The 8,865-nt window shown below is 69.0% G+C and carries 13 protein-coding genes; 8 read left to right on the top strand and 5 right to left on the bottom strand.

The window, feature by feature from the left end; translation table 11 throughout:
• The coding region (locus tag AB0J09_RS46765; RefSeq protein WP_360706481.1) for an epoxide hydrolase at positions 1-527 on the bottom strand (527 nt) is incomplete at its 3' end.
• 63 nt (positions 528-590) lie between these two features.
• Here AB0J09_RS46765 and AB0J09_RS46760 point away from each other — a divergent pair.
• The 4 genes from AB0J09_RS46760 (at position 591) to AB0J09_RS46745 (ending at position 3,663) form a co-directional block, all read left to right on the top strand.
• Positions 591-1,610 (top strand): WYL domain-containing protein, encoded by a 1,020-nt coding sequence (locus tag AB0J09_RS46760; protein ID WP_360706477.1) that lies wholly within the window; start codon positions 591-593, stop codon positions 1,608-1,610.
• Positions 1,611-1,836: 226 nt separating this feature from the next.
• Positions 1,837-2,739 carry an N-acyl homoserine lactonase family protein gene (locus AB0J09_RS46755; protein ID WP_360706474.1) on the top strand — a complete coding sequence of 301 codons (903 nt, stop codon included), beginning with the start codon at positions 1,837-1,839 and terminating at the stop codon, positions 2,737-2,739.
• Between the two features lie 18 nt (positions 2,740-2,757).
• Positions 2,758-3,219, top strand: a complete 462-nt coding sequence (locus tag AB0J09_RS46750; protein ID WP_360706471.1) for a MarR family transcriptional regulator — start codon at positions 2,758-2,760, stop codon at positions 3,217-3,219.
• Between the two features lie 18 nt (positions 3,220-3,237).
• Positions 3,238-3,663 (top strand): SRPBCC family protein, encoded by a 426-nt coding sequence (locus AB0J09_RS46745; protein WP_360706468.1) that lies wholly within the window; start codon positions 3,238-3,240, stop codon positions 3,661-3,663.
• Positions 3,664-3,703: 40 nt separating this feature from the next.
• Here AB0J09_RS46745 and AB0J09_RS46740 read toward each other — a convergent pair whose 3' ends face one another.
• Both AB0J09_RS46740 and AB0J09_RS46735 read right to left on the bottom strand, forming a co-directional pair.
• On the bottom strand, positions 3,704-3,928 hold the full coding sequence (locus AB0J09_RS46740) for a hypothetical protein (RefSeq protein ID WP_360706465.1): 225 nt from the start codon (positions 3,926-3,928) through the stop codon (positions 3,704-3,706).
• Between the two features lie 445 nt (positions 3,929-4,373).
• Complete coding sequence (locus tag AB0J09_RS46735; RefSeq protein ID WP_360706462.1) at positions 4,374-4,868, bottom strand: cupin domain-containing protein; 495 nt, start codon at positions 4,866-4,868, stop codon at positions 4,374-4,376.
• Between the two features lie 522 nt (positions 4,869-5,390).
• Here AB0J09_RS46735 and wrbA point away from each other — a divergent pair.
• Positions 5,391-5,999, top strand: coding sequence for an NAD(P)H:quinone oxidoreductase (wrbA, locus tag AB0J09_RS46730; RefSeq protein ID WP_360706459.1), 609 nt, complete (start codon positions 5,391-5,393; stop codon positions 5,997-5,999).
• 129 nt (positions 6,000-6,128) lie between these two features.
• The gene (locus AB0J09_RS46725) at positions 6,129-6,557 is read left to right on the top strand and encodes a nuclear transport factor 2 family protein (protein ID WP_360706456.1); all 429 of its coding nucleotides are present in this window, start codon (positions 6,129-6,131) and stop codon (positions 6,555-6,557) included.
• 207 nt (positions 6,558-6,764) lie between these two features.
• Here AB0J09_RS46725 and AB0J09_RS46720 read toward each other — a convergent pair whose 3' ends face one another.
• Entirely contained in the window at positions 6,765-7,115 is a 351-nt protein-coding gene (locus tag AB0J09_RS46720) for a hypothetical protein (RefSeq protein ID WP_360706453.1), read from the bottom strand.
• A 56-nt stretch (positions 7,116-7,171) separates the two neighbouring features.
• On the opposite strand from AB0J09_RS46720, the gene AB0J09_RS46715 reads away from it, so the two are divergent.
• Together AB0J09_RS46715 and AB0J09_RS46710 are read left to right on the top strand one after the other, a co-directional pair.
• The gene (locus AB0J09_RS46715) at positions 7,172-8,116 is read left to right on the top strand and encodes a hypothetical protein (protein WP_360706450.1); all 945 of its coding nucleotides are present in this window, start codon (positions 7,172-7,174) and stop codon (positions 8,114-8,116) included.
• Between the two features lie 140 nt (positions 8,117-8,256).
• A complete protein-coding gene (locus AB0J09_RS46710) occupies positions 8,257-8,433 on the top strand; it encodes a hypothetical protein (RefSeq protein WP_360706447.1) in 177 nt (58 codons plus the stop codon).
• Positions 8,434-8,509: 76 nt separating this feature from the next.
• Here the strand turns inward: AB0J09_RS46710 and AB0J09_RS46705 are convergent.
• A partial coding sequence (locus tag AB0J09_RS46705; protein ID WP_360706444.1) for a YbfB/YjiJ family MFS transporter occupies positions 8,510-8,865 on the bottom strand: 356 nt, incomplete at its 5' end.

Below are 8,865 nucleotides of genomic sequence, written 5' to 3'. Positions count from 1 at the left end.
CCGTAGCGCTCGTAGCCGAGGCGGCTCATCAGCTCGGCCCACGCGCGGGCGACCCGGCGCAGGTCCCAGCCGGTCTCGCGGGTGGGGCCGGAGAAACCGAAGCCGGGGATGGACGGGGCGACGACGTGGAAGGCGTCGGCGGGGTCGCCGCCGTGGGCGCGGGGGTCGGTGAGCGGGCCGATGACCTTCATGAACTCGACGATCGAGCCGGGCCAGCCGTGGGTGAGGATCAGCGGCAGCGCGTCCGGCTCGGGGGACCGCACGTGCAGGAAGTGGATGTTCTGGCCGTCGATCTCGGTGGTGAACTGCGGGTACTCGTTGAGCGCCGCCTCGTGCTTTCGCCAGTCGTATCCGCTGCGCCAGTACTCGGCCAGCCGCTGCACGTACGAGACCGGGATGCCGTACGACCAGCCGACGCCGGGCAGCTCGTCGGGCCAGAGGGTACGCGCCAGCCGGTCGTGCAGGTCGTCGAGCGCGGGCTGCGGGATATCGATGCGGAACGGGCTGATCTCCGTGGTGAACGTCATAGGGAACACGCTAGGAACCTGCTAGGACAGGATCAGTCCTAGGAACAGGGCAATCTGGAGAACATGTTGGAGACATCGGCCCGGTTGCTCAGACTGCTCTCGCTCCTGCAGACCCACCGGGAGTGGTCGGGCGTGGAACTGGCGGAGCGGCTCGGCGTGACCGCACGGACCGTCCGCCGTGACGTCGGGCGGCTGCGCGAGCTCGGCTATCCCGTGCACGCCACCGCCGGCGCGCCCGGCTACCGGCTCGGCGCAGGCACGGACCTGCCGCCGCTCCTGTTGGACGACGACGAGGCGGTGGCGGTCGCGGTGGGGCTGCGGACGGCGGCCGGGGGCTCGGTGTCGGGGATCGAGGAGACCTCCGTACGGGCGCTGGCCAAGCTGGAGCGGGTGCTGCCGTCCCGGCTCAGGCATCGCGTGCACGCGCTGCAGTCGATGACCGTGCCCATGGGACGGGCGGGTTCGGCGGTGGACCCGGCGTCCCTGACCGCGATCGCCGCCGCCTGCCGCGACCACGAGACCCTGCGGTTCGACTACCGGACGCACGACGGGCAGGAGAGCGTCCGCGCCGCCGAGCCGTACCGGCTCATCCATTCGGGGCGGCACTGGTACCTGCTGGGCTGGGACACCGGCCGGGCCGACTGGCGCAGCTACCGGGTCGACCGCCTGAGCCTGCGGACGCCGAACGGACCGCGGTTCGTCCCCCGCGACCCTCCCAACTCCGACCTGGTGGCCTACATGTCCCGGTCGATCTCCATCGCGCCCTATCGATACCAGGGCCGTTTCACGATGCACGCTCCGGCCGAGGTCGTCGCCGAGCACATGCCGGCCACGATGGGGACGATCGAGCCGATCGACGAGCGGTCCTGCACGTTGTCCAGCGGCGCGAACGACCTTGACGAACTCGCCGTCTGGGTCGCGCTGATGGACATCGACTTCGAGGTGCACGAGCCGCCCGAGCTCGTCGACCGCATCCGCGCCCTCTCCACCCGCCTCGCCACCGCTGCCGGATCATCCGGACGCAGCGTGAAGCGCTCTACGAGCTCGTCCAGGTCCAGCGGCTCAGGCCGCCCGCGGGAGTAGATCAGGCTGAGCTCCGGGCCACCAGACCCGGCACCACTCGCGCCCCGAACGCGGGTCAACGCTGGGGACTGACGTCACTCTCCAAATGCCATGCCCCCCGTTCCCGGCCTGGGCCATCCCCAGGTTTGATCATTTGCCGGCGCCACCTGTCCAGCGGGGGTGTAGCAAACCTTCGTCGCACCGAAGATTAGTTGACACGACATATATGTCGTGTAATCTAATAATCATGACGAACGCGAGGAACGCCGCAAACCCCATCAAGCGTGTCTCGGTGGTCAGCACCGGCTCGGTGTCGATCCACCCCGAGCACGTGGCCGCCACTCGCAAGCCGCTGTACTGGTGGCTGTTCACCTCGCGACGCTGGACGCAGCCGCTACCGATCAACGTGTACGTGATCGAGCACCGCGACGGCTTGGTGCTGTTCGATGCCGGGCAGGACCGCGCCTCGGTGACCGACCCCGACTACTTCCCCGGCGGCATCACCGGAGTGATGTATGACCGGCTGTCCCGATTCGACATCGCCCCGGAGCAAACCCTCACCTCCCAGCTGGCGGCCATCGGCTACGACATCGGCGACGTCCACACCGCGGTCATCTCCCACCTCCACCAAGATCACATCGGCGGGCTGCGCGAGCTGACCGGCGCGCAGATCGTGGTCAGCCGCCGCGAGTGGCAGAGCCTGGGTCAGGTAGCACCGGAACTACGCGGGCTCCTGCGCTCCCACATCGACCTGCCCGGCCTGCGCTGGCGCCACCTCGACCCCGAGCCCTTGGCCGACCTCACCCTGGCCCCCTTCACCACCGGGCACGACCTGTTCGACGACGGCAGCATGGTGCTGCTGCCCACCCCCGGCCACACCCCCGGGTCGCTGTCGATGCTGGTCCGCAGTTCTGGACGCGCACCGCTGCTCATGGTCGGAGACCTGACCTACGACGTGGGCCTGCTGGAGCGGGGCCACGTGCCCGGCGTCGGCGAAAAGCGTCAACTGGCGGCCACCACCGAGATGATCAACCAGTTCCGCCTGGCCAACCCCGGCCTGACGGTCTTGGCCGCCCACGACCCGAGCGCGGCCCCCGCCCTGGCCGGCGCCACCAGCCGTGACCTGGCCGCCGCTCGCGCCCAGCTCTGACCTGGGAGAATGACGTCCATGCGCCCCGCAGAGGAGTTCCGCTACCTCGTCCTGGCCGCCCAGCGCGAAGGCAACCGCCTGCTGGGACAAGCGCTGAAGCCGCTGGGCCTCACCACCTCCCAGGCCGAAGTCATCCGCATCCTGCACGACCGCCAGCCCTTGACCCTGACCGGCCTGGGCGAGCTCCTGGTCTGCGAGAGCGGCACCAGCCCCAGCCGCCTGGTCGACCGCTTGGTCGCCGCAGGCCTGATCCAGCGCACCGCCGCCGAACACGACCGCCGGCACATCGAACTCCGCCTCACTGACAGGGGCGACGACCTGGCCCAACAGGTCATCCAGATCGAGGAACAGCTCTACCGGTCGATCGACGCTCTGGCCGAAGACACCGGCCTCGACCAGATCAACACCTTCCTGCGCGCCTTCGTCGGCGACCTTCCCGCAGGTCAAGCACTCGCCCGCCGCATCGCCACCACCCGATAGCCCAGAAGGTCCCCCGCCATGACCCACCAGCGAGCCACCCGCTTCCTCAACGCGCCCCTCGACCGGGTCCGGCACGCGCTGCTCGACCCGCAGGCCCTCCCGGAGTGGAACCCGGCCTTCCGTTCCCTGAACGGACCCGCCCGCGCCGCCACCGGCACCCGCTACCTCATCACCGTCAGGGGAGAGCTGAGCGGAACCTGGGAATACACCCGAATCGACGACCACGACATCGACACGACCTGGCAAGTGCCCGGCTTCCGAGAAACCGGCACCTGGCACCTGCGCCCCCACGGCCACGGCACCATCGTCACCCACGAGTTCCGCCACAAAGGCCCGCTGGCCCGCCTTCTGAGCAAGGCCTACCGCGGCGTCGCCGAACTACGCCTGGACCGCCTCACCCAGCGAACGGCAGCCGCCGCCAGCCCTGCCGACGCCGACTCCTGATCCGCTGCCCAAGGGGAGGACATGAACATAACCCAGGGAATCAGGGCCGCACCAGAACGTCAGGGTTCGACCGCTCGGTGAGCGGGGCGGCCATCCGGTCGATGTCGTCCAGCATCATGGCGTCGTGGTCGGTGAAGAAGCCGCGCAGTGCCTCTTCGAGCTTGCTGATCTTGTTGTGGGCGCGGCGCCGAGATCCGCGCCGCCCGCCGACGCCGTGATCAAGTGACGCGCTGAGGAAGCCTTGGGGACGCTCAGCTCCGGCCACAGCACCGGCATAACGACGTCGGCGGCTGCGTCCCTGCGAGCCAGCCACCGCTGCGTCGCTTCGGCGAGCGCTGCCGGCACCAGCCCTGTGACTAGCCACAGCGGCTGGACAGTGCCGCTGTCAAGGATCTGGTTGATGGCCACTCCCACGGTGACCGTGAAAGCTGCAACCGCTACGACCCGCGCTACGGGAACCGGTGGCCATGGCTTGGTCCTCTCCAGAGCAGCAGAGTCAAGCAACAGCTCAATCCTGCCCTGGACAGAGAAGAGGCACACAGGTGGAATGCGTAGAGTCTCCGGATCGTGACGGATCGCTTTCGGTACGGTACGACCGGGGCAAGACGCAGTTCCAGGTTTCCCCGCAGGTCTGTTCCAGGGTGACTCGAAGCGCCTTGATCTCTTCGCGGCCCCGCCGCTGCGTCGCAGTCGACGGGTCCGGTGATCGGCTACGGTGCGACGTACTGGTCGTGCCTGGCATACACCTCAGTCCATTCCTCGTCACTGAGCTGGCGGCCGGAAGCGACGATTTCGGCGAGCTCCTGGAAGTACGCCTCCCGGGGCGCCCCCGGCGTGAACAGCACCAGCATGGAAGCAGGTGCATCGGAATTGTTGCTGAAGGCGTGGACCCCGCCTGGCGGCACGTACAGGAAGTCGCCCGGTGTCGCGTCCAGCCATCGCTCGCCGTTGTACAGCGAGACGGTGCCCTCCAGGACGAAGAACGACTCGGAAATGGTCCTGTGAAAGTGGGCGCCGGGGCCGTTCGGGATCGCGGCCATGTCCCAGCGGTAGAGACCGAATTGGCCATCGGTGCTCGCACCGGTCGCCAGATAGCCGACCCGGGATTTGACTCCGATCGTGAGGTCCGGCGGTGCGTCGGTCGGCCGGTAGGTCGCGCTGGCGATTCCGTGGTCCTTGAAGTATCGCGGCGGCGGATAGGACATCGTTACTCGCTCCTAGCGGTGGATCGTTCTGAGCGGCATGACCCTACGCGATGAAGCGGCACCGTCGGGAGATCCAATTTCTGCCTGTTTGATTGAGCCAACATCCGGCGGGCTCCGGTGCAGCCGAAGTCCAAGATCGCGGCGCTGATCCAGATCGTGCTGCGCGACGTTGCCTGGCGAAAGCGGCTCACCGCGGCCTGACGGCCATGTTCTGGACTCACCTGAACCTGTACAGGCGCTTGGTGCTCGACATGAGCCGCCACCTGGAGTTGGACGGCGTTCCGGTCGGCCGCGCGCCTGACGCTCCGAGGTCCTGACGCTACGGCGAGGGGTACGGCGGCGGCGGTTCCCTGTCGCGTCGGCCCAGGCCAGATCGTCGTGGTCGGCTCGGCGCCACCAGGCGGCCGTGGCGAGGCTGCCGGCTGCGTCCTGGCCCGGAGGGTGAGGTCGGCGCGTCGCCTCACATTGCGCAGGGCTGTGTCGTCGTACCGATGAACCGAACGCGAAGAAAGAAAGCTGATCATGGAACCCGTGAACGTCGCAGTCATCTACTACAGCGCCACCGGCAACGTGCACGCTCTGGCGCAAGCCGCCGCCGAGGGCGCCGAAAAGGCCGGAGCACACGTGCGACTGCGCAAGGTCGCCGAAACGGCCCCACCGGAGGCGATCAGCGCCAATCCGGCCTGGGCCCAACACCTCCAGGACACAGCCGACGTCGCCGAGGCCGTCCACGACGATCTGGCCTGGGCCGACGCGGTGCTGTTCGGCACCCCCACCCGCTTCGGCAACCCGGCGAACCAGCTCAGGCAGTTCATCGACACCACAGGTCCCCTGTGGTACCAAGGCAAGCTCGCGGACAAGGTGTACTCGGCTTTCACCGCCTCCAACACCGCCCACGGCGGACAGGAGTCCACCCTCCTGGCACTGGGGAACACCTTCTACCACTGGGGCGGCATCATCGTGCCCCCCGGCTACACCGACCCCATCCAGTTCGAGTCAGGCAATCCCTACGGCACCTCCCACGTGGCCGGCGATGGCTCACCCAGTGAGGTGACCTTGCAGGCGGCCCGTCACCAGGCCCGCCGCGTCGTCGACACCGCTGCCTCACTCAAGGCAGGCCGCGCGGCCTGATCCAGCACGAAGCACCGACGGGGCTGGTACGGCAGATCCGTCAGCCGGTGGCACCCCATATTCCACAGAAAGCAAAGGAGCCGTCGCCAGGTGAGCTGGTTGCGGTCAGATTCGTGAACGGAGGATGCGATGACTTCGAACGATTCCGAGGTTAAGGCGCTCTTGGACAGTCGAGTCGATGCCTGCCAGGCAAAGGACATTGATCGACTCATGTCACATTATTCTTCCGACATCGTTTATTACGATGTCGTTCCCCCTCTCCAGTTCGTGGGGGCCGATGAAGTCCGCGGCAACTTTGTGCGGTGGTTTGATGAATACGATGGCCCCATCGGCCTGGAAACGCACGACCTTACCATTGCGACGCATGCAGATGTCGCGTTCGCGAACATGCTTCACCTGGACAGCGGAACGCGCAAGAACGGGCTCCAGAGCTCGATATGGGTACGATCGACCGTTTGTTGCCGACGGTCAAGTGACAAGTGGTTGATCACGCACGAACATATCTCAGTGCCGATCAACCCTCAGAACCTTCAAGCGTGGTTCCCGCCGGAGGTGTGAGCCAGCCTGATCTTTTATCTGTCCGATGATGCGGATCCGGTTCGGCGACCCCGGCCTCGGCGCCGCCGCTCCGCCGATGGTGATCTTCCAGGCCCGGGTCCAGGCGCGGCCGGCCGAGCTGGGTGGCAGGTCGGAATGGGGCGCCGCGCTGGTCGCGGCGCCCCAGGACACGACTCAGGTTTGGCCATCCCGGGTGAGCAGCACGCGTCAGCCCGTCGTCCACGGCCGGAGCTTCTCGGGGTTCCGCACTCCCCAGATGTGCTTGATTCGGTCACCTGTGACCTCGAACGCCATCACTCCCACGGTGACGTCGTCCAACTGAAGCACCAGACCGGGTTGACCGTTGACCGTCCGCTCCAGGATCGTCAGATCGGGTGCCCTGCTGGCGATATCGACGCAGTAGCGGGCGACCTGCTCGCTGCCTTCGACCGGGAGGAGCGCGGCGTTGACCAGGCCGCCGCCGTCGGCGATCGCCGTGGCGTCGGGGTCGAGGAGGCCGATGAGGGCGTCGATGGCCGGCCGGCGCCTCCACCCTCCCGCCGAGCGCCACCGACCCAACGGCCAGCCGCGCCGTTCTCCCGGCGGGGACGCATGATGCGGCGCGGGCTCGCCTGTTGGCCACGATCGGCCTGGAGTCCCGGGGTACCGACTCGCCGCGCGGCCCACAGGCCGCCCGGGAGGCGGAACGGCTGGCACGCCGGCTGGACGATCCCAGGCTGCTGGCGTTCGCGCTCAATGCCGTGTTCATGCAGACGTTCCATCGGGCGGGGCTGGCTGTGCACCGGGATGCGATCGGCGCCGAGTTGGTCGCCCTGTCGGCTCGGCACGGCCTGGCCACCTACGAGGTTCTCGGGCACCTCATCCGTCTCCAAGCCCGCTGCGCGCTCGCGGATTTCCCCGGAGCCGATGCCCACGCCTGCGCCGCCGACCGCCTGGCCGAGCGGTACGAGCTGCCGCTGGTGGGCGTCTTCACCCAGTGGTACCGAGCGTTGCGGCTCGACGCGACCGGACAGGCGCCGGTGGAGGAGGTCGAGTCGGCCTATCGGGCCGCCGCCGCCCGGCTCGACGGCGCCGGTATGCCGGGGCTCGAGCTCGGACTGTTGCCGCTCGCGCTGCTGTGCCTGAGCCTGCGCGGCCACGCACAACCCGCTCCGCCTCCTCGGGTCGCATCGGCGGACGAGGGCACTGGCTCTCCCCGCGTCGCATTGGCGGATGAGGCCGCCGACATTTCTCGGGTCGCCTTGGCGGACGAGGGCGCCGGGTTCGGACCCTACGAGCCGTGGGCGCGTCCCGTGGTGCTGCTCGCCCAGGGCCGCCGAGATGAGGCGGTGGCGAAGTTGCGCCACGTCCCTGACCCGCCCCGAGACCTGCTGCTGGAGGCCATGTGGTGTCTGGTCGCGCGAGCCGCCGTCGCGGTCGGCGACCGGGAGGCGATGGAGCGGGCCCATGCCGCGCTCGCGCCCGCCGCGGCGGAACTGGCCGGGGCGGGCAGCGGGCTGCTCACCCTGGGACCGGTCTCCCACTACCTCGACGACCTCGCCGCCGCCCTGCGCCGCTGACAGCCGGCCCGTCCGCTAATCGGCGTCGCCGGCAGTGAGGTCAAGCGCGCATCCGCCGCCGAAGGCACTGATGTGATCGTCGGAGCCGATCTCGCCGCGGCCGTCGACGAGTTGACCGAGACTGTGGCGTCGATGTCGTCGTGGAACCGGTCGATGGTGACCTGCGCGCACAGGCGTTCGAGCGGCTCGGCCGCCTCCACGTGCTCGGTGACGCCGGCGGCCAGGATCCGGCGCTGTCGGGCGACGCGGCCCTTCACGGCACCCGGCAGGTGATCGGGCTCAGCCTCGGAGCGGTCGCCCCCTGGTGCCCGAAGTGACGCGGCGGGCCAGCGGTCGAGTGTCCCGACCTCGAAGGAGCCGGCAGTGCGTCGATCCCGGGCACCCGGCTGATCGTCAGCGGGCCACGGGAGCGGGACGGGAACGGCCCGCGATCGCGGCGATCAGGGCAGCGGCGGCGCACAGGATCGCGGTCCAGGCCAGGACGGCGTCGGTCGAGGTGTGATCGGCGACCATGCCGGCGAGCCAGGGGCCTGCGGTCTGGCCGGCGGCGAACACCGTGGTGAAGGCCGCCAGCGTGGCCGTCCAGTCGGCGGGCGGCGTGCCGGCCTTGATCAGGGCGGTGACGGCGGCGGGAACGCTCATGAACGTGGCGCCGTACACGATCGCCGAGGTCACGATCAGCGGCGGCGCGGGCGCCACCAGGGCCAGGCCCGCTCCGCCCGCCAGCACGCCGAGCAGCACGGCCAGCG

The organism is Nonomuraea sp. NPDC049784 (assembly GCF_040659615.1).
Lineage (GTDB): Bacteria > Actinomycetota > Actinomycetes > Streptosporangiales > Streptosporangiaceae > Nonomuraea.
This window is presented reverse-complemented; position numbering and strand designations above follow the sequence as displayed.